At 69.3% G+C, this 21,973-nt stretch carries 23 protein-coding genes and 5 tRNA genes; 6 read left to right on the top strand and 22 right to left on the bottom strand.

Translation table 11 applies throughout. The features are described 5' to 3' along the window. Window positions 1–89: 89 nt before the first annotated feature. The 10 genes from AC1RS9_RS02290 to AC1RS9_RS02245 form a co-directional block, all read right to left on the bottom strand. Window positions 90–596 carry a single-stranded DNA-binding protein gene (locus tag AC1RS9_RS02290; RefSeq protein WP_115296394.1) on the bottom strand — a complete coding sequence of 169 codons (507 nt, stop codon included), beginning with the start codon at window positions 594–596 and terminating at the stop codon, window positions 90–92. A gap of 305 nt (window positions 597–901) precedes the next feature. Then, window positions 902–2,575, bottom strand: coding sequence for a GTPase family protein (locus tag AC1RS9_RS02285; RefSeq protein ID WP_312293481.1), 1,674 nt, complete (start codon window positions 2,573–2,575; stop codon window positions 902–904). After that, on the bottom strand, window positions 2,572–4,287 hold the full coding sequence (locus AC1RS9_RS02280) for a dynamin family protein (RefSeq protein ID WP_241725658.1): 1,716 nt from the start codon (window positions 4,285–4,287) through the stop codon (window positions 2,572–2,574). Before AC1RS9_RS02280 ends, AC1RS9_RS02285 begins: the two co-directional genes overlap by 4 nt. Before the next feature lie 183 nt (window positions 4,288–4,470). Continuing rightward, window positions 4,471–5,742 carry an iron uptake transporter deferrochelatase/peroxidase subunit gene (efeB, locus tag AC1RS9_RS02275; RefSeq protein ID WP_492920373.1) on the bottom strand — a complete coding sequence of 424 codons (1,272 nt, stop codon included), beginning with the start codon at window positions 5,740–5,742 and terminating at the stop codon, window positions 4,471–4,473. Between the two features lie 109 nt (window positions 5,743–5,851). Then, the gene (gene efeO, locus AC1RS9_RS02270) at window positions 5,852–7,030 is read right to left on the bottom strand and encodes an iron uptake system protein EfeO (RefSeq protein WP_165584835.1); all 1,179 of its coding nucleotides are present in this window, start codon (window positions 7,028–7,030) and stop codon (window positions 5,852–5,854) included. After that, window positions 7,027–7,896, bottom strand: a complete 870-nt coding sequence (gene efeU / locus AC1RS9_RS02265; RefSeq protein ID WP_492920371.1) for an iron uptake transporter permease EfeU — start codon at window positions 7,894–7,896, stop codon at window positions 7,027–7,029. Before efeU ends, efeO begins: the two co-directional genes overlap by 4 nt. 275 nt (window positions 7,897–8,171) lie before the next feature. After that, a tRNA-Arg gene (locus AC1RS9_RS02260) sits at window positions 8,172–8,245 on the bottom strand. A gap of 59 nt (window positions 8,246–8,304) precedes the next feature. Beyond that, window positions 8,305–8,380 (bottom strand) — tRNA-His (locus AC1RS9_RS02255). An 88-nt stretch (window positions 8,381–8,468) separates the two neighbouring features. Beyond that, entirely contained in the window at window positions 8,469–9,098 is a 630-nt protein-coding gene (gene orn, locus AC1RS9_RS02250; protein WP_312293485.1) for an oligoribonuclease, read from the bottom strand. Window positions 9,099–9,197: 99 nt separating this feature from the next. Next, the gene (locus tag AC1RS9_RS02245) at window positions 9,198–10,790 is read right to left on the bottom strand and encodes a YihY/virulence factor BrkB family protein (RefSeq protein WP_492920369.1); all 1,593 of its coding nucleotides are present in this window, start codon (window positions 10,788–10,790) and stop codon (window positions 9,198–9,200) included. A gap of 174 nt (window positions 10,791–10,964) precedes the next feature. On the opposite strand from AC1RS9_RS02245, the gene AC1RS9_RS02240 reads away from it, so the two are divergent. Continuing rightward, a tRNA-Lys gene (locus tag AC1RS9_RS02240) sits at window positions 10,965–11,040 on the top strand. Between the two features lie 150 nt (window positions 11,041–11,190). On the opposite strand, the gene AC1RS9_RS02235 is transcribed toward AC1RS9_RS02240, so the two are convergent. The 3 genes from AC1RS9_RS02235 to AC1RS9_RS02225 form a co-directional block, all read right to left on the bottom strand. Further along, window positions 11,191–11,340 carry a hypothetical protein gene (locus tag AC1RS9_RS02235; RefSeq protein ID WP_492920367.1) on the bottom strand — a complete coding sequence of 50 codons (150 nt, stop codon included), beginning with the start codon at window positions 11,338–11,340 and terminating at the stop codon, window positions 11,191–11,193. 174 nt (window positions 11,341–11,514) lie between these two features. Beyond that, window positions 11,515–11,590 (bottom strand) — tRNA-Lys (locus tag AC1RS9_RS02230). Between the two features lie 153 nt (window positions 11,591–11,743). Continuing rightward, window positions 11,744–12,004, bottom strand: coding sequence for a DUF3618 domain-containing protein (locus tag AC1RS9_RS02225; protein ID WP_006946019.1), 261 nt, complete (start codon window positions 12,002–12,004; stop codon window positions 11,744–11,746). Between the two features lie 87 nt (window positions 12,005–12,091). Here AC1RS9_RS02225 and bcp point away from each other — a divergent pair, with 87 nt between their 5' ends. Both bcp and AC1RS9_RS02215 read left to right on the top strand, forming a co-directional pair. Then, window positions 12,092–12,562: a thioredoxin-dependent thiol peroxidase gene (gene bcp, locus AC1RS9_RS02220; protein ID WP_338812905.1), complete on the top strand. Its 471-nt coding sequence runs from the start codon at window positions 12,092–12,094 to the stop codon at window positions 12,560–12,562. Window positions 12,563–12,730: 168 nt separating this feature from the next. After that, window positions 12,731–12,811, top strand: a tRNA-Leu gene (locus tag AC1RS9_RS02215). Between the two features lie 229 nt (window positions 12,812–13,040). On the opposite strand, the gene AC1RS9_RS02210 is transcribed toward AC1RS9_RS02215, so the two are convergent. Then, on the bottom strand, window positions 13,041–13,340 hold the full coding sequence (locus AC1RS9_RS02210) for a hypothetical protein (RefSeq protein WP_492920364.1): 300 nt from the start codon (window positions 13,338–13,340) through the stop codon (window positions 13,041–13,043). 4 nt (window positions 13,341–13,344) lie between these two features. On the opposite strand from AC1RS9_RS02210, the gene AC1RS9_RS02205 reads away from it, so the two are divergent. Both AC1RS9_RS02205 and AC1RS9_RS02200 read left to right on the top strand, forming a co-directional pair. Continuing rightward, a complete protein-coding gene (locus AC1RS9_RS02205) occupies window positions 13,345–13,626 on the top strand; it encodes a hypothetical protein (RefSeq protein WP_492920362.1) in 282 nt (93 codons plus the stop codon). A 431-nt stretch (window positions 13,627–14,057) separates the two neighbouring features. Next, complete coding sequence (locus AC1RS9_RS02200; protein ID WP_492920360.1) at window positions 14,058–14,606, top strand: hypothetical protein; 549 nt, start codon at window positions 14,058–14,060, stop codon at window positions 14,604–14,606. Between the two features lie 12 nt (window positions 14,607–14,618). Here AC1RS9_RS02200 and rdgB read toward each other — a convergent pair whose 3' ends face one another. From rdgB to AC1RS9_RS02165, 7 genes are all read right to left on the bottom strand, one after another. Further along, window positions 14,619–15,242 (bottom strand): RdgB/HAM1 family non-canonical purine NTP pyrophosphatase, encoded by a 624-nt coding sequence (gene rdgB / locus AC1RS9_RS02195; protein WP_492920358.1) that lies wholly within the window; start codon window positions 15,240–15,242, stop codon window positions 14,619–14,621. Beyond that, on the bottom strand, window positions 15,239–16,006 hold the full coding sequence (gene rph / locus AC1RS9_RS02190) for a ribonuclease PH (RefSeq protein ID WP_338812896.1): 768 nt from the start codon (window positions 16,004–16,006) through the stop codon (window positions 15,239–15,241). The genes rdgB and rph overlap by 4 nt, the downstream gene beginning before the upstream one ends. A gap of 227 nt (window positions 16,007–16,233) precedes the next feature. Next, window positions 16,234–16,440, bottom strand: coding sequence for a hypothetical protein (locus AC1RS9_RS02185; protein WP_338812894.1), 207 nt, complete (start codon window positions 16,438–16,440; stop codon window positions 16,234–16,236). Continuing rightward, window positions 16,398–17,264 carry an LD-carboxypeptidase gene (locus tag AC1RS9_RS02180; protein ID WP_338812892.1) on the bottom strand — a complete coding sequence of 289 codons (867 nt, stop codon included), beginning with the start codon at window positions 17,262–17,264 and terminating at the stop codon, window positions 16,398–16,400. Before AC1RS9_RS02180 ends, AC1RS9_RS02185 begins: the two co-directional genes overlap by 43 nt. Window positions 17,265–17,480: 216 nt before the next feature. Next, a complete protein-coding gene (locus tag AC1RS9_RS02175; protein ID WP_312293377.1) occupies window positions 17,481–18,248 on the bottom strand; it encodes an MBL fold metallo-hydrolase in 768 nt (255 codons plus the stop codon). Next, window positions 18,245–19,045: a glutamate racemase gene (murI, locus tag AC1RS9_RS02170; RefSeq protein ID WP_338812889.1), complete on the bottom strand. Its 801-nt coding sequence runs from the start codon at window positions 19,043–19,045 to the stop codon at window positions 18,245–18,247. The genes AC1RS9_RS02175 and murI overlap by 4 nt, the downstream gene beginning before the upstream one ends. Window positions 19,046–19,151: 106 nt before the next feature. Next, a complete protein-coding gene (locus AC1RS9_RS02165; protein ID WP_038567485.1) occupies window positions 19,152–19,934 on the bottom strand; it encodes a fumarylacetoacetate hydrolase family protein in 783 nt (260 codons plus the stop codon). 100 nt (window positions 19,935–20,034) lie between these two features. Between AC1RS9_RS02165 and AC1RS9_RS02160 the strand changes: the two genes are divergently transcribed. Further along, entirely contained in the window at window positions 20,035–20,931 is an 897-nt protein-coding gene (locus AC1RS9_RS02160) for a 3-methyladenine DNA glycosylase (protein ID WP_492920404.1), read from the top strand. Between the two features lie 123 nt (window positions 20,932–21,054). Here AC1RS9_RS02160 and AC1RS9_RS02155 read toward each other — a convergent pair whose 3' ends face one another. Next, on the bottom strand, window positions 21,055–21,963 hold the full coding sequence (locus tag AC1RS9_RS02155; protein ID WP_492920354.1) for an HAD family hydrolase: 909 nt from the start codon (window positions 21,961–21,963) through the stop codon (window positions 21,055–21,057). Window positions 21,964–21,973: the final 10 nt, after the last annotated feature.

Below are 21,973 nucleotides of genomic sequence, written 5' to 3'. Positions count from 1 at the left end.
GTTCGACGCGACTTTCCGCGGCGCGTGCGGGGCCCGACGTCCGCCCGGCCGGGCGGTGACGTGCTCACCGTCCGGCCGGCCTCGCCGTCTCAGGCGTCGACGAGCGCGCGGCGCCCCTCGGTGGCTTCCTCGTCGGACGCGGGTTCGCTGCGGCCGAACTGCTCGTTCTCCACCGTGCGCGTCACCTCCGTGACGATGTCGTCGGCGAGGCGGTGGGAGCTCGGGATGACGGGGTCGGAGCACTTCGTGAACGACGTCTGCCCGAACTTGTGGGAGGCGCCGATGTCGTGCGCGTCGATCTGCACGCTCATGCGCTGCGAGCCGTCCTGCGCGACGTACTGACTGAGCCGCAGCCGACCCGAGACCATGACGTGCTGACCCTTCGCGAGCGAGTGATAAGCGTTGCCCGCGAGCGTGCGGAACGCCGTCACGCTGAAGAACTGCGACGCACCGTCGCTCCACGTGTTCTCCTGCGCGTTCCAGCGGCGTTCGTTGACCGCCATCCGGAACGTGAGGAACGCATCCCCTGTCTTCGTCTGGCGCAGCACCGGGTCGGTGACGACGGTGCCGCTGATGTCGATCGCTACCTCGTTCATGGTGGTTCCTCCACTGCGGCCGCGGCCGCGTCAGGCGTCGCGCCGGCCACCTCGGCCGGTCGTGATCCCGACGCTAGGCAGGTTCGTCCGCCCCGCGCGTCCCACCGTCACCGATGCTGTGGATAGGCCCTCCCGAGCGCTGCCTGGGAGGCAGATTCACAGCTGGCACGCCTCGCCTGGGGACGGCCGCGACGCAGCGTCACCATCCCCAGCCCGGAGCCGAACCACGGTCCCCCCGCGCCTGACCCACGGCCGTACCGTCCGCAGAGCCCCCACCCACCAGCACCGCAACCATCGCCCGCGGCTCAGGCCGACGCCTCCGCGAGCGCCCGTGCCGTGTCGTCGTGGCGCCTCACGACCGCCTCGACGGGCGCGATGATGCGCTCCGACGCCACCTGCGCGATGGCCTCGTCGAGGCGCTCCTGCGCATCCTGACGTGCGCGTCGGGCTCCCGTCCGAGCGAGGGTCCGCGTGAGGACCGTGAGCAACAACCCCGCGAGCAACCCGCCGGCGAGCATGACGAGCGGGATGGGCAGCCAATCACCCGCCATCGTCGGGACGCCCACGTGGATCTGCATCGTGCCGAGCAGCGCGAGCACGATCAACCACGCGGCCCCGGCCAGCGCGACACCGGCGAAGGCCCACTGCAGCGCCGACGCCGCGGCCCACCAACCCGGGAAGCGTCCGCGCAACGGCGTCCGCAGCACGGCCTGGTCGAGCGCGTCGGCCATGGCGCCGTCACGCCCCGTCGCGGCGCTGCGCACCTCGTCTGCCCAGGGGTCCGGCAGGCCGTCCGCAGCCTTCTCCCCGAGACGCCTCGTCGCGAGGTCGACCGCAGCGCGCGCGGCCGGCGTTGCGGGAGGCAGCGACGACTTGCCGAGCACGACGCGCCGATCACCGCGGCTCATGCCGTCGGACACCTGCTTGTCGAGCCCGAGCCGCGCGAGCGGCCGCGCCTTGAGCTTCTGCGACCAGCGCGTGAACGGCCATCCGGTGCGCCGTGCCGCCTCTGTGCGGTAGTCGCGCTCGACGGCGTCGAGCACCACCCCCACACCGGCCGACTGCGCGAGGGCGGAGACGAGCTCGGCGTTCGTCCCACTCGTGCGATGCTCGCGCACCGCTCCGACGTGCGAGCTGAGCCGCTGGGCCTGATGCCGCAGATCGCCCGCGAGGCGCCGATCGGCGGCATTCTTGGCCTGCACGACGTCCGCGAGAGCGTCGACGAGGGTCGTCACACCGCCGTCGACGACCGTCGAGGTGGGCAGCACGAGCGCGTCCGTCAGCCCGTCCTCGACGAGGAGGCGACTCAGGTCGGCGAGGCAGCTGTCGGCCCCCTCCGGCGTCAACCGATCGGCCTGGTTGAGCACGACGATCGACGTCGCCTTCGCGACCGCGAGCTGACGGACGTACTGCTCGTGCAGCACCGCGTCGGCGTACTTCTGCGGGTCGGTGACCCACACGAACAGATCGCACAGCTCGAGCACGCGATCGGCCTCCGCACGGTGCTCACGCACACGGGAGTCGAAGTCGGGAAGGTCGAGCAGGACGAGCCCGTCGAGCTCGGCATGACGTGGCATCGCGGCGTGCACCTGATGGCGTGAAGGCACGTCGAGCCAGTCGAGCAACTCGCTCGGAACGCTCTCACCCCAGATCGCCGCGGCGGCCCGTGACGTCGTCGGGCGGCGCGCGCCGACCCGCGAGACGGGCTCGCCGACGAGCGCGTTGAACAGGCTCGACTTGCCGGAGCCGGTCGCCCCGGCGAGCGCGACGACGGTGTGGTTACCGCCGATCCGTGAGCGCTCGGCGACGCGCGCCAGCAGCTTGCGGGCGACGGCGACATCGTCCGCGGGCAAGGCGGGCCCACCGAGCGTCAGCGCGCGTTGCAGCGCGGCGGCGCGGCCGTCGACCTCCTCGCGCGTGACGGGGGCGACGACCTCGGCGCGTTCGCGCCGCTCGCGTCCGAACGGCTTCCAGCTCATCGCGCCTCCTCGACATGGGTGAGCGCCGTCTCGATGCGAGCCGCCGCCTGCTTCGGCAAAGCCACCTCACCGAGCGCAGCGTCGTAGCGACGTTCCTCGGCGGCGAAGAGCGCCTCGACGCGCTCGATGAGCAGACCGCGGGCCGCCTTGGCGAGCGAGCGGACGGCCTGGTCGCCGAAGATCGCCTCGAGCAGGCGCTGCGCGAGCACGGACGAGCCGGCGGAGATGCCGACCTCAGCGCCCGTCAGGCCGCCTGTCGAGGCGAACGTCACGATCATGAGCAGCACGGCGATGCCGTTGACGCCGAACGCGAGGAAACGCGCCGTCGAGCGCTTCTCACCGGCTTCGGAGCGAACGAGCTCGAGCACGTCACCCTGCCAGTCGCGCACGAGCCGCTCGATATGGTCGGCCACCTGCGGACTGGCTGAGGTCAGCTCGGGGTGACGCGTCACGAGCGGTTTGCCCGCGTCGTCGAGGCGCCAGCCGCGGCCGGCGTCGAGGGCTGCCGATTCAGCGTGTGAGGTGACGAGCTGCGCCACCCCGGACTGCAGCGCCTCCCCCAGATCCTTCGCGGGTGCGGCCTTCTCCGTCCGCGCGGTGAACAGAGCGGAGACGCGGTCGCGCAGGCGGCTGACGCCGGCCTCGAACTGCTTGAACAGCTCACCCGTACCGACGAACTCCTGCCACCGCGCGAGCACCTCGCCGCGCAGCAGCGTGCCGTCCTCAAGACCCTCGGCCACCTCCTGCAGGTGCTCGCGATAGGCCTCGTGGGCCACGTCGCTCAGGCGGGCGTGGGCGTCCTCCTGGGCCCGCGCCGCCGCGACGCTCGCCCGTGCCCGCGGCGCCAGCGAGTCGAGGGCGCCGTCGAGGGTGCGGCGGATGACGGCCTGCCGCGACATCGCGTCACTCGCAAGCGAGTTGAGCCACTCGGTGATGCGCGCGACTTCGGCCTGCGGCAGCATGCCGAAGTCGTCGAGCGGCGATTCGGCGACCGCGAACACCGGCGCGCGGCCCAGCCCCTGCGCGGCGAGCATGCGCGCGAGGTCGGCCTGCACCTCGTCGATCGCCTCGCGCGGCACCCGGTCGAGGACGACGGCGACGGACGTCCCGCGCTCCGTGGCCTGCTCGAGCATCTCCCACGGCACTGCGTCGGCGTAGCGCACCGCGGTCGTGACGAACAGCCACAGGTCGGCGGCCGACAGCAGCTGACGGGCCAGGTCGCGGTTCGCGGAGACGACGGAGTCGATGTCGGGCGCGTCGAGCAGCGCCAGCCCGCGCGGCACGGACGCCGACGCGACGAGCCGCAGCGACGACGGGTCGTCACCCTGCGTCGCACTGCCGGTCAGGCGTGACAGGCCGGGCAGCACCCGCTCGTCGATGAACCAGTGCGTGTCGCTCGGGTGGTGGATGAGAACCGACGCGCGCGTCGTCGGGCGCAGAACACCCGAACGCGTCACCTGCTCGCGCACGATCGAGTTGACGAGCGTCGACTTGCCCGCACCCGTCGATCCACCGATGACGGCGAGCAGCGGCGCATCGAGCGATTCGAGGCGGGGCATGACGTAGTCGTCGAGTTGCGCGACGAGCTCCTGCTGCGAGCGCCGAGCGACCGCCGCGTCGGCCGTCTCGAACGGGAGGACGTTGGCCGCGACGGCGGCGCGCAGCTCACCGACTGCTGCGTGCAGCCGGGCGGCGTTGAAGGGTTCGTTCACCCTGTCAGTCTTGCCGGTGCGCGCGTGCGGCTCAACTCGCTCGGCGCATCACCGTTCCCGGATGCCATGACGGCGCTGTGGCATCGACGCCTGATGCCCTGCCGACCACGTCGCCATCCCGCGCGCTGCTACCTCCGAGCGTCGTCGCCTTTGAGCGTCGTCGCTTCGAGCGTCGCCGCGCCGTCAGCCCTCGAGCAGCGTCTGCCCGACGTAGGAACCGTCGCGCGCGCCCGGCGGAATGGCGAACAACCCGGATCCGGTGTGCTGCAGGTATTCCATGAGGGCGTCCTCGCGGGACATGCGCATCTGCATCGGGATGTACTGCGTCGATGGGCGGCGCACGTACGCGAGGAAGAACAGACCCGCATCGAGGCGACCGAGCGCGTCGTTGCCATCGGTGAAGTTGTAGCCGCGCCGCAGCATCTGGACGCCCTTGTTGTTCTTCGGGTGGGCGAGGAAGACGTGCGAGTTCTTGGCGATGAGGGGCTTGTTCTCGCGGCCGGTGACGTCGAAGCGTGGTTCGTCGAACTCCTTGCCGCCCGACAACGGCGCTCCCTCGACGCGGTCGCGGCCGATGAGGGTCTCCTGCTCGCGCAGGCTGGTGCGATCCCACGTCTCGAGGTGCATCGTGATGCGGCGTGCCACGAGATACGAGCCGCCGGCCATCCAGTCGGCTGCGGCGTCGTCGCCCTTCGAGACCCACACGTGCTCGTCGACGACGTCCTGCGACTCGGCCTTGATGTTGGCCGTGCCGTCCTTGAACCCGAACAGGTTGCGCGGCGTCGCCTGCGCCGTCGACGTCGAGCTGGTGCGCCCGAAGCCGAGCTGCGCCCAGCGCAGCGCGGCGAGGCCGAAGGCGATGCGGGTGAGGTTGCGGATGGCGTGGACGGCGATCTGCGGGTCGTCGGCGCAGGCCTGGACGCAGAGGTCACCGCCGCTTCGATGCGGGTCGAGCTTGTCGGCCGGGAAGTGCGGCAGCTCGCGCAGTTCCTTCGGCTGCTTCTTCGCCAGGCCGAAACGATCCTTGCCGTCGCTCGTGCGGAACAAGGTGGGGCCGAAGCCGAACGTGATCGTCAGGCCGGCCGCGCCGAGCCCGTCGGCCTCACCCGTGTCGGCCGGGGGTGCGTCGTAGGACGTCACCTCGTCCGACGCCGGCAGCCCGCGCATCATGCGTTCGGCGGCGGAACTCCAGGCACTTAGGAGCGTCTCGAGGTCGTCTCGGGTGCTCGCGGTGACGTCGAACGCGGCGAAGTAGAGCCGGTCCTGTGCCGGGGTGACGATGCCGCTCTGGTGGGCGCCGAAGAACGGGTAGGTGCGCGCCGAGGCGTCGGGAGCCGGGCTCGCGGAAGCCTGAGAGGCACCCCACCCCCCGGCGAAACCCGCCAGCCCTGCGGCTGCGCCGCCTCCTGCGACACCGAACATCCCGCGGCGCGACAGCTGCGTCACTTCACCCATCCTTCTGCACGTCGTGTCAATCCGTCCTGATGCGGATCCGGTCGCTGCGATCGTCGTGACGACCACCGTCGAAGCGCCCCACCCAGGGTAGGGCGCTTCGACGCCGGTGTCAGGACGTGACGGTCGCCGTCAGCTTCGACAGCGGTTCGCTGAGCGCGTTGACCGCGTCGGAGAGTTCCTTGACCTCGGCCTTCGACAGCTTGTCGTAGCTCTTGAAGACGGCGTCGTCTCCGGAACCGGAGACGCGGTGCTTGTCGAGCAGCTTCTGCAGGGCCGCGAACTTCGTCGCGATCGACGTGTCGAGCTTCGCGTCCTTCTTCTTGAGCAGCGGACGCAGGTTCTCCCATGCGATGCGTGCGCCGTCGACGTTGCCCTGGAAGTCGTAGAGGTCGGTGTGCGACCAGATCTCCTCCTCGCCGGTGACCTTGCCCGTCGCGACCTCGTCCATGAGGGACTTCGCGCCGTTGGCGATCTTGTCGGCGGTGAACGTCGTCGTCTTGGTGCGCGTCTCGAACGTCTTGGTATCGCTGAGGAGCTGGTCGGCGATCTTGTTGCGCTCGGTCTTGCTCATCTCGGTGTAGCCCGACTTCGGCGGCCACAGATCCTTCTCGATCCGGTGCCAGCCGGTCCACTCCTGGCCCTTCTCGAGGTCGGCCTCGCGCAGGTCCATCTTGGGGTCGAGGTCGCCGAACGACTCGGCGACGGGCTCGACGCGCTCCCAGTGCAGGCGCGCCTTCGCGTAGAGGGCGCGCGCCTCGGCGTCCTTGCCGCTCTTGTAGAGGTTGACGAACGTCGTCGTCTGCGCGCTCAGCTGCGTCGCCTGATCCTTGACGTAGGCCTGGTACTGCTTGTCGGCCTCGTCGACGAGCGCCTTGTCGGCCCCCGTCGGTGTGAGGTCGGCGCCGGAGTCGGTGACGGTGAACTTCGACTGGATGCCCTTGCCGACCATGCCCGGCTTGCAGGCCGTGTAGTAGGTTCCGGGCGCGGCCTTGACGACGAGTTCACGCGTCAGGCCCGGTGCGATGTTCTCGACCTCGCCGACGATGCGGAGGCGGTCCGAACCGAGCAGGTAGAACTCGGTGACCTTGTCGCCGTCGTTCTTGACGCTGAACGACAGGGTGCCCGAGGGTGCCTCCGAGGCCGAGACCTTGCACTCGCTCGAGGTGGAGGAGACCGTCAGCTTGCCGTCGCCCTTGGAATCCTTCGAGTTGCTCGTGCACCCGGTGAGCGCCAAGCCGGCGATGCTGGTGAACGCGAATGCCCGTGCGGTGCGGGTGGGGAGAATCATGCTGTTGCCTTCTGCTTCGTGGCCACGGTGGAGCCCGAGGCCTTCGGGGGGTGGGGTGCGCGCACGCGCACGATGAACATCGGCAGGACGATCGCGACGTAGGCAACCCAGACGGCGAGCTCGAACCACGTCGTCGCCGGTGAGAAGTTGAACGTGCCCTTGAGCAGCGTGCCGATCCACGACGACGGCGGGATCTGCTCGCTGACGTCGAACGCGAGGGAGTTGAGGCCCGGCAGCACACCGCTCTCCTGCAGGTCGTGCACGCCGTAGGCGAGGACGCCGGCCGCGACGAAGATGAGGAAGCCGCCGGTCCAGGTGAAGAACTTCGACAGGTTGAGCGACAGCGCGCCGCGGTAGAGGAGGCAGGCGATGACGACGGCCGTCAGCAGGCCGAGCCCGGCGCCGATGAGCGGCGCGCTCGACGAGCCCTCCCCCGAGCTCGCAGCCTGCGTGGCTGCCCACAGGAACAGGGCCGTCTCGAGGCCCTCACGGCCGACGGCGAGCATCGCCACGACGACGAGGGAGGCGCGCGAGGCGTCCGCGGCGCGGTCGACGTGGCTCTTCAGATCGCCCGACAGGCTGCGGGCGGAGCGTGCCATCCAGAAGATCATCCAGGTGACGAAGCCGACGGCGACGATCGACAGCGTGCCACCGATCGCCTCCTGGGCCTCGAACGTCAGGCCGCGGGGGCCGTACGTGAGGGCGGCGCCGAAGGCGAGGGAGATCGCGATGGCGGCGGCGACGCCGAGCCAGATGCGCCCGAGCAGGTGGCGCCGACCCGACTTCACCAGGTAGGCCACGAGGATGACGACGACGAGCGACGCCTCCAGCCCCTCTCGAAGCCCGACCAGATAGTTGCCGAACACCACGCACTCCTCACAGCCAAACGTTTAGGTAAGGCAAACCTAAAGCATGGAGGAGTCTGAGAGTGCATCGGGTGGCATGAGGGCATGGTGATGTGACGTGATTCGCGTGGCGAGGAGGTGATGCGGGGCCCGTGATCCCGATGTGGCGGAGGCGGGCGACTCAGCGCGCGGAGCAGGGGCGTCATGAGCGAGTCATGGGCGTGGCATCGGCGCGCGACGACATGGCGTCGCATGAGCACGGCAGCGCAACGCACGCCGCGGTCGAGCCGCTTCGGTGCCCCCGGCGAGATTCGAACTCGCGACCTAGAGATTAGAAGGCTCTTGCTCTATCCAGCTGAGCTACAGGGACTCACCCGCAGAGAGCGGGTAGACAAGAAAACCCCCAGATCGCTCTGGGGGCCACTTGCTTGGGGTGAGTAACGGGACTTGAACCCGCGACATCCTGGACCACAACCAGGTGCTCTACCTGCTGAGCTATACCCACCATGCGCCGTCCACGTCACCGTGTCAGGCAGCGCGGACGAATATACCCGAAACAGTGCCGCCGCGCCCAATCAGGGCCGCGTCCGGCGTCAGGGGCCAACCTCGTAGCGCTTGGCGAGGACCTGCGCCTCGTTCGACGTCGGGCCGGGAGCGGGCACGAAGACGGCCTCGCGGTAGTAACGCAGCTCCGCGATCGACTCGCGGATGTCGGCGAGGGCCCGATGGCCGCCGTGCTTGGCGGGCGCGTTGAAGTAGGCGCGGGGGTACCAACGTCGCGAAAGTTCCTTGATCGACGACACGTCGATCGTGCGGTAGTGCAGGTGCCCCGCGAGCTGCGGCATGTCGCGCTCGAGGAAGCCGCGGTCGGTCGAGACCGTGTTGCCACCGAGCGGCGCCTTCCCGGCCTCGGGCGCGTGCTGCATGACGTACTCGAGCACGAGCGCCTGTGCTTCCTCCATGCTGACCCCTTCGTCGAGCTCGGCGAGCAGCCCGGACTTGGTGTGCATGTCGCGCACGAAGTCTCCCATCTGTTCGAGGGCCGTCGGCTCGGGCTTGATGACGACGTCGACGCCGTCACCCAGCTGGTTCAACTCGAAGTCGGTGACGAGCGCGGCTACCTCGATGAGGGCGTCGTTCTCCAGGTCGAGGCCCGTCATCTCGCAGTCGATCCAGACGATGCGGTCGGTGTGGGCGCGGTCGTTGTCAGTCACGGCGAACATCCTAGCGAGCCTCGCGCCCGCCATGACGATGCCGCCCCACCCCGCGCTCGGCGGGGTGGGGCGGCATCGTCATGGCGGCGAATCGCGCTGAGCAGGTGCTCAGTTCGCCGTCGTGTTCGAGAACCAACGGCGACGGCGCTCCTCGCGCTCCGCCGTCACGGCGCGGTACTCGCGCGTGTTCGGGTGCTCGTAGCGGTTGCGGGCATTCTCGACCTCGGCCCACTTCTCCTCGAGCGGACGCTCGGCCTCGGCCTTCTTGCGCTCCTTCGCGCGCTCGGCCTCCGCCTTCTTCTGCTCGGCCTCGACCTTGTGACGCTGCGCGTCACGACGCTCCCGCTCCTCACGCTTGTGGCGGCTCTCGGCGAGCGCACGACGGCGACGCACCTCGCGCGCCTCGGCGATCTCCGCCGCCTCGCGCTCCGCGGCGTCGTCCGTGGCGCGACGACGCCTCACGCCGTCCGCGCGTGAGGCGCCGGAGCCGTCCGCGAGGTCGGGGGCCTCGTCCTTCGTGGCCGCGGCGAGCGCCGGAGCCGCTTCTTGTGTCTTCGACTGCGGACGCGTCGGACGCTTCTCGCTCGAGCCGGCCTGAGCGGCCATCGTGCGCTCGTCGGAACGCTCCTTGGGAGCCTCGGGCAGCATCGTGCGGACGGCCTCGTCGGGCACGCCGGACGACAGGCGCAGCGTGTGCGCCTGCTCGACGAGAGCGTCGTACTTCTCCGCCTTCTTGTCGATGCCCTTCTCGTCACGCACCGGCAGGAGGATGAGCTCTTCGGCCGGGTAGCCGGTCTTCAACTGGCGCGTGCGCAACGTCTCCGAGTCGAACTCCGCACCGAAGAGCATGGCGAGGTTCGTGATCCACAGCCAAAGCAGCAGGATGATCGGCGTCGCCATCGGGCCGTACGTCTTGCCGTAGTTGCCCATGTTGGACACGTACCAGGCGAAGGCGATCGTCCCGATCGCCCAGATCACGAACGCGAGGATGGCGCCCGGGTTGAACATCGCCTGCTTGAAGGGACGCTTCACGTTCGGCGTACCCCAGAACAGCAGCGAGATGATGAAGATGACGACGACGATGACGAACGGCACCTTCGCCCAGTCCCACACCGTCGCAGCCTGCGTGCCGAGACCGACGGAGTCGAAGATCTGCTCCGCGATGCCACCCGAGACGACGAGCGAGAACGCGGCGAGGATCGCGAGGACGAACGCCACGATCGTGACGAAGTAGAGCCACGGCCGCAGCTTGAAGACGGGGCGCCCCTCGGCCACGTCGTAGATACGGTTGCTCATGCGCGAGAACGCGTTGACGTAGCCCGACGCCGACCACAGCGACACCAGGATGCCGAGGATGAAGGCGAGGCCGGCGCCGCCGCCCTGCAGGTTGTTGATGAAGGTCGTGAACCCCTCGGGGATGTCGTCCTTGTTCTTGCCGACGATCTCCGCAATGGCTTCGATGACGCTGTCCGTCGTCTTCTGCCCGTTGCCGAACAGGCCGATCGTCGAGACCGCCGCGATGATGGCGGGGAACATCGCCTGCACCGAGTAGTAGGTGAGCGACGCTGCCAGATCGGTGCACTGATCCTGCGAGAACTTGGCCGCAGCGCGCTTGAACGCGACCTTGTAGTCGGGTTTGGCGTCGAGCTTCGGCGGATCGCCGTACGGGCGCTCCACTCCGGCTTCAGGAAGGCTCGTCATGAGTCGTCTCCGGTGTGTTGTGGTCAGAACTGTTCTGTCACGAATCTATCGCCCCGATCGCGCCGCGTCCCATCCCCCGCTGGGCGCGTCGGAGGCGTATCGTGTTGCGCCGCACTCGACGCGCGGCTCGAAGTTGGTCCGCAGTGCCGCTGTCGTCTATAGTTCTTTCTCGTTGCGCCAATAGCTCAATTGGCAGAGCAGCTGACTCTTAATCAGCGGGTTCGGGGTTCGAGTCCCTGTTGGCGCACCAGGAAAACCGTTGGAGCCGAACGTCGTTCGACGTCGTGGCCGCGGTGTCGAAGGGCCGGTGAACACGTGTTCACCGGCCCTTCGTCGTTCTCCTTGACCGCGACACGACGTCGCGCCAGGTCGGTTCGACGATCATCGGCGACGGGGACGCTCAGCCGGCGTCGTCGGTGGAGATGACGTCCGCCTGCGAGTTGAGCTCGTGGGCCGGCACCCCCATCTCCTTCTCGGCGTCGCTCTGCTCGTCTCGCGTCGTGTTCTCCTCGTTCGCGGACGTGGCGTTCTTGTCGTTCTCACCGGGCATGGTTGCCTCCCTGCGTTGGCGGCGTTCACTGTCGCCTCAACCCTTTCACGGGGCGCCCCGGGCCGCCATCACCTTGCGGGTGATGCCCGACCCGGCACAGGCGCCTCACGAACCGGGGCACTCGAACCCGAGCATGCGAGAAGGCCCACCGTGAACGGTGGGCCTTCTCCGGAGTGGTGCGCCAACAGGGACTCGAACCCCGAACCCGCTGATTAAGAGTCAGCTGCTCTGCCAATTGAGCTATTGGCGCAACGAGGAGAAACACTACATGAACGGCAGGTGCGGGGCCAAATCCGTGTCAGCGCCTGCCCCTCCCCCGACGTGACGGCTCGGAGAAACACGCGTGGCCCGCTCGTCGCGGGACGAACGGGCCACGTCGGGAGGCGCCGTGGGGCGCCCAGTGTCAGGAGCGAAGGCGCTTCGCGAGGCCGACGAGCACGAGCAGCCCACCGAGGCCGCCGAGACCCATCGCGACACGGTCGGAGCGCAGGTCGCCGTCGGCAGTGCGGGTCGCGTCGGTCAGCGCGAGGCGAGCGCTCTCGGTCTGACGCTTGGCGATCTCCTTCGGCTGCGCGCGGAACGCGAGCTCGTCGATCGTGCCAGCGAGGCGCGAACGCGACGCGGCGAGCTCAGCTTCGATCTGCTTGGCCGTCTTGGGTGCCATGGTGGGTCTCCTTGCCACATGCGGAAAACTAGGATCTTGACTCAAAGGTTAACGCACCAGACGGATTCGCTCAGGAGGACTTCACCCATGGCACGCCTCGAAGCTGGTACACGCGCCCCCGACTTCACGCTGACGAGTGACGCCGGCACCCAGATCTCCCTTGGCGACTACGCCGGCCGCAAACTCATCATCTTCTTCTACCCCGCCGCAATGACGCCAGGATGCACCACGGAGGCCTGCGACTTCCGCGACTCGCTCGCACCGCTGCAGGCCGCGGGCTACGAGGTCATCGGCATCAGCCCCGACGCGCCCGCCAAGCTCGCGACGTTCGTCGAGAAGGAGCAGCTGACGTACCCGCTGCTGTCGGACGAGTCGAGGACGACGCTCGAGGCGTACGGCGCCTACGGCGAGAAGAAGCTGTACGGAAAGCCCGTCGTCGGCGTCATCCGTTCGACGTTCGTCATCGATGAGAACGGCGTCATCGAGCTCGCGCGCTACAACGTCAAGGCCACCGGACACGTCGCGTCACTGAAGAAGGCCCTGAAGTTCCAAGCCTGAGCGCGCCCTGACGCAGGGTGGGCGCGGCCCCGCCGCGGTTCTGCCCCACGCAGGATGGCGAACAACTCACGTGTAAGCCCGGCACGACTCGTTTCCTCGTGAGTTACCTGCCATCCTGTGCAAGCGTCGGCATGGGCTCGGACGACGTGACGTAGGATCGTCTGCGCTGCGCCTGTGGCGGAATTGGCAGACGCGCCAGATTTAGGTTCTGGTGTCTTAGACGTGGGAGTTCAAGTCTCCCCAGGCGCACCGAGGACGAGGGCGGCACTCGCAGACGCGGGGCCGCCCCCGTCGCATGTCGGGTGCGGTGCTCGGGCGGGCTCTAGTTGACGGGCCCCACTCGGCAGGCGTGCGGCCATCGCCCGGATCCTGGACCCGTCCGAATCGTCCCCCGTCACCTCGCGGGCAACCGAGACCGATTCGCAACCGAAAACGCCCTCCCCTGACGTCGCGGCGGCTCTACTGTGAGCCCAGCACGTCACGACGCCCCAGCCGAGCACGAACGCCCCAGCTCGCCCCGGCCGGCGCACCCGTCGTCGGAGGAAGCCATGCGACACACCATCACAGCTGCAGTCTCACTCTGCGCCCTCACCGCCCTCGTCGGGTGCTCGAGCGGATCGTCGACGAGCGGGTCGTCGTCGGCAACGCCGTCAGCGAGTGCCAGCGGCACGAACGGCGCCTCCTCGAGCGCAACGAGCGCCGGCGCCTCGAGCACGACGGCTCCCTCCCCGACCAGCCCGGCGCCGTCGTCGTCCGGCGCGTTCAGGGTCGAGATCACCTCCGTGACGTACGCGAACGGCGCGTACGACGCAGTCGTCACGACGCGCCCCGGCGCCACCTTTTTTCTGGCCCCGACCTCCCCGGGTGCCAACGGCATGTCACCGTCGGCATCGGCGGGGGGCGTCTGCACCGCGGGAACCAAGGGCGTCCAGGGCATGCTGACGACGTACTCGGTGCACTGCCCGGGCGAGCAGAATGCTGCGACGCTGCTCATCGTGCGCGTCGCGGGCGGCGGCTCTGGAGCCAGCGTCGTCACCCCCCTGGCCGTCGGCACGACGCCGTGAGGCGCGCCCCGTCGCGCGATCGCGGTCGCGGCGCTCCTCGCGCTCACCGGCTGCTCCGCGCGGGCCATCACCCCGGCGCCCCCGGCGTCGAGTCGTATGACGCGGCCCTCCGTCGTCCCCACCGTCGATCTGCCCGAGGGCACGGGCCCGACGGATCCGGATGTCCCCGCCGAAGGTTCGACCGATGCGCCCGAATTCGTCCCGACACAGATCTGGGTTCGTTCGGCGACCTCAGCCCGCGGCGCGTACACCCTGACACTCGCGACAGCACCCAAGGGCCAGTTCGTCCTGCAGGACACGCGAGCCGTGGGCGGTGGGCAGCTCATCCCAGGAGGTGATGCTGACCCCCAGTGCACCAGGGCCTCGGAGAAACCCCTGTCCGCACCGATCAAGGGCGCGCTGAAGAACGTCACCCACCTCGTGACGCTGACGTGCCACGTCACCGGCGCGCTGAAGCGTCCTGCCATCTGGGCCTCTGGGGCGACGCCACGCACACGGGCGCGACCTCGGCGATCTTCGCGCTCGGCGATGCCGAGGCCCAGGGCCGTCCGCAGACAGATCGGGACGCGCAGATCCAGGCCGACCAGCCCGTCGACACGCAGGTCGTGTCCGCCCGCTACCAGGGCGAGAATGTGACGGTGACGGCGTGGGCCACCGAATATGCCGCACTCACGCTCGCCGTCGCTGAGGCGCAGGACACGAATGAGTTCCCTGAGTGCACGACGGCCGTGTCGCCCCAACATCGCCCGGGTGTGAAGACGCCGACACAGCAACGGCTGTTCACGATCACGTGCTCGAACGTCAAGCGCCCGACGACGTGGGGGCTCGACGTCGCTCAGGCCACGGGAGAACTGGGTCAGGAGGCGGTCTTCACGAGCACGACCGTGCAGCTGCCGTGGAAGGCAGCGCCATCTGGTGCGCGGTCAGCATCCGCGTCGGTTTCATCGACGTCGGCGACGGCATCGACCTCGGCGAAGTAGCTCCGCCGAGCCTCAGACGAGCGCAGCCACCTGCGGCAGGACCGCGCGGAAAGCTCGCCCGCGATGGCTGATGGCAGCCTTCTCGTCCGCGGTGAGTTCGGCCATCGTCCGGCCGTCGGGCAGTTCGAAGATCGGGTCGTAGCCGAACCCGTTCGTACCGCGTTGATCGCGCGTCAGGCGCCCTTCGACGTGGCCGAACTCCACCTGCGTCGACTCGCCGGGAACCGCGAGCGCCACGCAGCACATGAAGCGCGCGGTGAGCTCGTCGGCGGGCACGTCGCCGGTCTGGGCGAGCAGCAGGTCGATGTTCGCCTGATCCGCGCCGTGCGTGCCCGACCAGCGTGCCGAGAACACGCCCGGACAGCCACCGAGGACGTCAACGGCAAGGCCCGAGTCGTCGGCGAGCGCCGGCAGACCTGTCGCGCGCGCGACGTCGTCGGCCTTGAGGCGCGCGTTCTCCTCGAACGTCACACCCGTCTCGACGGTGTCGGCCAGATCGGCGAACTCGCCGACGCTCACGACGTCGATGGGCAGCTGCGCTGCGTCGAGCAGGTGCTGGAAATCCGCGATCTTGCCGGCGTTGCGGGTGGCGAGCACGACGCGGGTGCGTGCATCGGCGGGGCGAGCGTCGTTCACTGCAGGCGCTCGCGACCGTCGGCGGCGAGAGCGTCGCGCTGCTTCGTCGTCAGGTCGGCGATGCCGTCGGCGGCGAGGTCGAGCAGCGCGTTGAGCTCGTCACGGCTGAACGGCGCACCCTCGGCGGTGCCCTGCACCTCGACGATGCCGCCCGAGCCCGTCATGACGACGTTCATGTCGGTCTCCGCCGTCGAGTCCTCGGGGTAGTCGAGGTCGAGCACGGGTTGACCGGCGACGATGCCGACGCTGATCGCGGCGACCGAATCCGTCAGCGGCTTCGCCTTCTTCGCGATGAGACCGCGCGCCTGAGCGTCGGCGATGGCATCCGCGAGCGCCACGTACGCGCCGGTGATCGACGCGGTGCGCGTACCGCCGTCGGCCTGCAGGACGTCGCAGTCGATGACGATCGTGTTCTCCCCCAGCGCCTTCGTGTCGATGACGGCGCGCAGGCTACGCCCGATGAGGCGGCTGATCTCGTGGGTGCGGCCACCGACCTTGCCCTTGCGCGCTTCGCGGTCGCTGCGGGTGTTCGTCGAGCGCGGCAGCATCTCGTACTCGCTCGTCACCCAGCCGGTGCCCTGGCCCTTGAGCCAGCGCGGCACGCCCTCGGTGAACGACGCGGCGCACAGCACGCGCGTGCGACCGAACTCGACGAGGCAGCTGCCCTCGGCGTGATCGAGCCAGTTGCGGGTGATGCGCACCTCGCGCAACTGATCGGTGGTGCGACCGTCGTGGCGGGGGGTGGGCGTGGCTGCGTCAGTCATGGCGTCAGCCTATCGAGTGCGGCGAGGGTTGCTGAGCGGCACCGCAGCCTTGAGATGCCGCTCGCGTTCGCCTGACGGCCGTGGACCCGACGATGGCGGGTGACTCACGCGCCGGCGAGATGTTTTCCGCGGAGGCGTGAGTTACCCGCCATCCTGTGGGGGGCTGACACGCCAGGAGCGCCAGGTGAGCGTCGGCTGGTGACTGCCGGCACCGGGCTCGCCGGGCATCACACGAAGGTCTGACGAATCTCGTGGCGTTCCCCGTCGACGACGACGTGCGCGAGGGATCCGTTGACGAGGACGTTGCCGGGTGGCACGTGACCGAAGTCGACGTCGGCGACGATCGGCACGTCGAGGCTCCCCAGCGCACCGAGGATCGCGTCGTCCTGTGTCAGACCGGCTCGTTCCGGCGCACCGGTCCGGCCGATGAGCACCGCTGATGCCCCCTCGAACCACCCGGCGAGGCGCGGCCGTGGAGCATGCGCGCAGCATCGAGCGAGGGTGCCTCGCAGTTCTCGAGGTAGACGATGACGCCGTCATCCTCGTGGTCACGAGCGAAGCGGCGCACGTCGCCGTACGGGGTGCCCGCGAGATGGCACACGACGTCGAGGCACCCGCCGATGAGACGCCCGGAGACGTCGATCCGTGACCCGCCCGCGAGAACCCGCCACGACGTGGGCTCGCTCAGATCCATGCGATCGGCGCAGGGGTGACGCTCCCAATCGTCGAACCCACCGCGCCGACGCACGCGTGGGTCCCCTTGGACGAACGACGCCCCGGCCGGCATCGCGGCGACGTCGAGCCAGTGCGCGGTGCCCTGCGGCAGTTCGTACGGCGCGTCCATGAGGTTCTGGCCATGCATCGTCGCGACGCCGGAGCGCAGCGTCAGCGGCAGCAGCAGCGTCGAGATGTCGCTCCACCCGACGACCCAGGTGGGGTCCGCGCGCAGCGCGTCGTGGTCGAGCAGGTCGACGAGGTCGATGGCCAACTCACCACCCCACGGTGGGGCGATGGCACGCACTGCGGGGTCGCGGACGAACGCGTTGAACTCATCCGCCCGTGCACGCGCGGAGGCACTCGTGATGCCGTCACCGATCAGGCACTCGCCGAGGATCACCTCGAAACCGCGGCCACGCAGCCAGTCAGTGACGAAAGTCAGCCGTGCCTCGTGTTCGGGTCGAACCGGCGCCGACGGGGCGGTCACGGCAACCGTGTCACCGGGACGCAGCGGGCGGGGGTAGCGAATCTCGGTCGACATGCCGTCATCCTGGCATTCGACCGTGAGCAGGCGCGGGCGCATTTGCTCCGCCCCCGGTGCGCGCCCCCGTCAGCCGATGTCGTTCTGCCGGCGCGACACTGCGCCACCCGAGGATGGCGCGTAACTCACAGGAGGTGACTGGCAGCACGCCTACCCGTGAGTCATCCGCCATCCTGGCGCGACGCAACGCCGACCATCGACGGCGCGCGGCGCCCGTCAGAGCTCGTAGGTCTCCCCCGCGACGGCGACCTCGACGTCGCCGTCCCAGACCGTGCGAGCATCGCGCAGGCAGTCCTCGACGGGCGTCCACGTCGGGATGTGGGTGAGCATGAGTCGCTTCGCCCCCGCGTCCTTGGCCGTCTGCGCGGCGCGCGAGCCGCTGAGGTGGACGCCGCGCATCTCGTCGTCGCGACCGTCGACGAAGGCCGAGTCGGTGAGGACGAGGTCGGCCTCCCGCTCGAGCTCGACGAGTGCCGGGCAGGCGTCCGTGTCACCCGTGTACGCGAGCACGGCGCCGTCGGCCTCGACGCGGAGCCCGTACGCCTCGACGGGGTGGTTCACGAGGTGCGGCGTGATGCGCAGCGGGCCGATCTCGAACGTCTGACGGTCGACGAGGTCGACGAAGTCAAAGGCTGTGCCCAGGTCTTCGGGCTTGTCGACGGCGTAGGCGCGCGTCAGGCGCTCGCGTGCGCCCGCGGGTGCGTGCACCGGCAACTTGGCGTCGAAACGACCGAGCGGGTCGTAGTTGCGCACGACGTAATAGCTGCACAGATCGAGGCAGTGGTCCGGATGCAGGTGGCTGATGACGACGGCGTCGATCTCGTCGACCTCGCGGTAGCGCTGCAGCGCGCCGAGCGAGCCGTTGCCGAAGTCGAGGAGCACCGAGGTGCGCCTGCCGTCGGCCTCCGCCTCGACGAGGTAGCAGGAGGCGGGCGATTCGGGGCCCGGGTAGGAGCCTGAGCAACCGATGATGGTCAGTTTCACAGCGCCGCCTCACGCGTCACCGCGGTCACCTCGGGGCCGAGGAAGCGCCGCGCGAGGGTCTCGAACGCGGCCGGGTCGCCCGTCGTCATCCACTGGTGCTGCGTCGAGCCGAGCTCGGGGTCGCGCAGCTGACCGATGTCGGCGAGCACGCGGTAGACGTCCTTCGCCGTCTCCTCCGCCGACGACACGAGTGTCACCGTCGAGCCCACGACGTAGCTGATGACACCGGTCAGCAGCGGGTAGTGCGTGCAGCCGAGGATGAGCGTGTCGACGCCTTCGTCGACGAGGCCGTCGAGGTACTTGTGCGCGACGGTCAGCAGCTCCGGGCCGGAGGTGATGCCTGCCTCGACGAACTCCACGAACCGCGGGCACGGGACGCTCGAGATCTTGACCTGCGGCGCTGCGGCGAAGCTGTCGGTGTAGGCACCACTTCGGTGCGTCGCCTCCGTCGAGATGACGCCGACGCGGTTGTTGCGCGTCGCCGCGGCGGCACGGCGCGTCGCCGGGCGGATGACCTCGACGACGGGCACGTCGTAGCGCTCGCGCGCGTCGTGCAGGACGGCTGCGGACGCCGAGTTGCACGCGATGACGAGGGCCTTGACGCCCTGTTCGACGAGTGAATCCAGGCATTCGATGGCGTACTGCCGCACCTCGGCGATGGGTCGCGGGCCGTAGGGCGCGCGGGCGGTGTCGCCGAGGTAGATGATCTTCTCGTGCGGCAGCTGGTCGAGCACGGCGCGCGCCACGGTCAAACCGCCGTAGCCGGAGTCGAAGATGCCGATCGGTGCGTCAGTCACGCTTTTCAGGGTAAGTCGTGACGTGTGGTGCTACTCACCGGTTGCGACCTGACGAGGTGTGAGGCTGCCCATATCGCATCGCTTCGGCCGCCCGGAATGGGCGCCGTCAGGCGTCGTCCTCGTCAGCGACGTAGGTGTTGGCGAGCACGCCGATCTCGGGGATCTCGACCTCGACGCGCTGCCCCGCCCGCACCTGGCCGACGCCCTCGGGGGTGCCGGTGAGGATGACGTCACCCGGCAGCAGCGTGAACGCCTGCGACGCGTGCGAGATGAGCTGAGCGACGTCGTGGATCATGTCGGACGTCGGCCCGTCCTGCTTCACCTCGCCGTCGACGCGCGTCGTCACGCGCGTGGCGGACGGGTCGAGCTCGGTCTCGATCCACGGCCCGAGCGGGCAGAACGTGTCGAAGCCCTTGGCGCGCGACCACTGGCCGTCACTCTTCTGAAGGTCGCGGGCGGTGACGTCGTTTGCGATCGTGTAGCCGAAGACGACCTTCATCGCTTCCTCGACGCTCACCTTCTTGCACATGCGCCCGATGACGACGGCGAGTTCGCCCTCGAAGTCGACGCGCTCGCTGATCGACGGCATGACGACGGGGTCGTTCGGGCCGACGACGGCGGTGTTCGGGATGAGGAACATGAGCGGTTCCTTCGGCGCCTCGCCGCCCATCTCGCGCGCGTGCTCGGCGTAGTTCTTGCCGATGGCGACGATCTTGGAGCGCGGGATGACGGGCGCGAGCAGACGCACGTCGTCGACCTGGTGGACGGCACCCGTCAGCTCGATCTTCGTGTAGAGCGGGTCGCCCGTGATCTCGGCGATCTTCTCGCCCGCCCCGTCGACCAGACCGAACATCGGGTCATCACCCGTCGTGAACCTCGCGATACGCATGTGCCCATCCTATTTCGTCGTCGCCGGTCCGCTGACGGGGCGGTGCGGCAGCAGGCTGTGGATCGCAGCGCCGTGGGTCGAGTTCTAGGATCGACGGGTGATGGAGCAGGTCGAGGTGATGACGCCGGCGCAGTGGCGCGAGGCGGTCGCCGCCCACGAGGCGCGCGTGGCCCCGCACGTCGAACCGCATCTCGGACGTCGCAAGGAGCACCGCAAGCATCCCGTCGAGGATTTTCTCTTCGTCTACTACTCCTACTCCCCCGGCAAACTGCGGCGGTGGCACCCGGGCGCGGGCGTCGCGTTGCTCGTCGACGAGCGCGGTCGCACGCCGATTGCGGACGACCGGTTTACCCGCCGTATCACGACGGCCAAGGGGGATGCCGACGTCCTTGACGTCGACGAGTTCGTCGACGCACGCGACCGCACCATCGCGTTCGTCAGGTCGCTGCTCACCGCGACGCTCGATCGCGCCCCGCACCTCGGGTGCTTCGGGATGCACGAGTGGGCGATGGTCTACAAGCTCGCGCCGGGCGAGCAGCGCCACGAACAGTTGCCGCTGCGCCTGAGCCAGGCCGCGACGGACGACGTCGTCGAGGCCGCCGACATCCGCTGCACGCATTTCGACGCGTACCGCTTCTTCACGCCCGACGCCGTCGAACTGAATCGCGAGCGCCCGACGCGCGAGCGTCAGGTCGAGTTCGAACAGCCTGCGTGCCTGCACGCAGGGATGGATGTCTACAAGTGGGCGCACAAACTCGCGCCTCTCGTCCCGAGTGACCTCGTGCTCGACGCGTTCGAACTCGCCAAGGAGATCCGCACGCTCGACATGGAGGCCAGCCCCTACGACGTGCGCGGCCTCGGCTACGGCGTCGTCCCCGTCGAGACGCCGCGCGGCCGCGCCGAGTACGTTCGTCGTCAGCGCGAGTTCGCCGGGAGTTCGCAGGAGTTGCGACGACGCCTGCTCGACGTGCTGGACCGTGCCGCCCCCGCGCCCTGACACATCTGCGACTGACGTCCACTTCTGGAACCGTTCTCAGCCTGGTCCATGAATCGCGAATGTGGAGGTGAGTCGCAGAGGGGGACGAGATTCGCCGACGTGAACAGGATCAGCCGCTGAGGATCAGGGGTGGGAATCGAGGGTGAGGTGGCGTTCGAGGTAGCGGGCGACGCCGTCGGCATCGTGGGGGCCACAGGTGTCGTCGGCGATCGCGAGCACCTCGTCGTGAGCGTTCTCGACGGCGACGCCGCGCCCGGCCCATGTCAGCATCGGGATGTCGTTGGGCATGTCGCCGAAGGCCCACACGTCGTTCGCGTCGATGCCCCGCTCCGCGCACCAGGACTCGAGGCGGGCCGCTTTCGTCACGCCCGGGGCGCTGATCTCCGCAAGCCCTGCCGCTCCTGAGTAGGCCAGCACTCCACGCCCACCGAGACACTCCGTCAACGCCTCGACGAACGCATCGCCGCGCCACGCCTCGTCGCGCAGCAGAATCTTGCCGACGACGACGTCGGGCGGCAGCGCGGCCAGCTCACAGTCGCGGACGCCGGCGTCGTGCGCCGGCATGCCGGCGTGGGCGTCCGGGTAGGCGGCGCTTCGGAACATGCCACGCTCGGTCTCGACGGCCGCTCCCGCATCCGGGTAGCGTCGCCGCAGGTGCTCGACGACGGCGAGTGCCTCATCCGCGGTGAATCCGTCGGCCTCGATAACGCGCCGTGTCGCGAGGTCGTAGACGAACGCCCCGTTCGCGCAGATCGCCAGGGTGTGGGCGCCGACATCGTCGGCTGTCGACTCCGGCGATCCGGCAGCACCCACGAGTTCCGCGAGGTGATCGAGCCAGCGCGGTGGCCGCGCGGTGACGACGACCGTCTCGATGCCGCGCGCACGGAGCCCCGACCACACCGCGCGGGTGCGCTCGCTGACGCGTCCGTCGGCGTCGAGCAGCGTGCCGTCGAGGTCACTCGCGACGAGACGCGGCATCGGCCCGGCACCCGTCGCGCGGGGTGCCGGGCCGTCACGCCGAGCAGTCGTCATGGGGCGCGGC

The sequence above is a fragment of the Dermacoccus sp. MPR-E5 genome, assembly GCF_058809565.1.
The sequence above is the reverse complement of the archived record's forward strand: the minus strand, read 5'-3'. Positions and strand labels throughout refer to the sequence as shown.